Below are 883 nucleotides of genomic sequence, written 5' to 3'. Positions count from 1 at the left end.
GAAACSGGCGATTGACAGGCAGCCAGCGTTTCGCTGTAATTGACGGCATGGGGATTTGAGCGATCTCCCCACGAGGCGACATGCCCAAGTATCGCGTCCCGTTCGATTTTTGCGAGGACGCATCATGTCTACATTCACGACCATATCATCTGACAAGCTGGCGCGGCTGATCGGCACGGCAAACGCCCCTGCCCTGATCGACGTGCGCACGGAGGAGGACTTTGCCGCCGACCGGCGGCTGATCCCGGGCTCGATCAAGCTCAGCCACGACAAGGTCCAGGACTGGGGCGGCGATTTCGCCGGCCGCCGGGCCATCGTCTCTTGCCTGCGCGGTGAAAAGCTCGCGCAGGGCACCGCCGCCTGGCTCCGCCAGCTCGGGGCGCAGGCCGAGACGCTGGAGGGCGGCTTCGAGGGCTGGAAGGCGGCCAAGCTGCCGCTGCTCGACACGCGCAAGCTGCCTCCGCGCGACGCCGAGGGACGCACCGTCTGGGTGACGCGGGCACGGCCGAAGGTCGACCGCATCGCCTGCCCCTGGCTGATCCGCCGCTTCGTCGATCCCAACGCGGTGTTCCTGTATGTGGCGCCGTCCGAGGTCGTCGCGGTCGGCGAGCGGTTTGGCGCGGCGCCCTTCGACATCGAGAACGTGTTCTGGAGCCACCGCGGCGAGCTCTGCACCTTCGACGTGATGATCGAGGAGTTCGGGATCGCGACGCCGGCTTTGCTCCGGCTCGCAACGCTGGTGCGCGGCGCCGACACCGCGCGGCCTGATCTGGCGCCGGAGGCCCCCGGCCTGCTCGCGGCCTCACTCGGACTGTCGCGGATGTACGACGACGACCTCGAACAGCTCGAGGCCGGCATGCTGCTCTATGACGCCTTCTATCGC

General features: G+C 67.7%; 1 protein-coding gene. It reads left to right on the top strand.

The window, feature by feature from the left end:
* Positions 1 to 124 precede the first annotated feature (124 nt).
* Positions 125 to 883 (top strand): chromate resistance protein ChrB domain-containing protein (locus AC1D00_RS43215; protein WP_477014938.1); only part of this gene is annotated, 759 nt, incomplete at its 3' end.

Source organism: Bradyrhizobium sp. P2_E8 (assembly GCF_056403875.1).
Note: the sequence above shows the minus strand (reverse complement) of the source record. Positions and strands in the feature narration are given on the sequence as shown.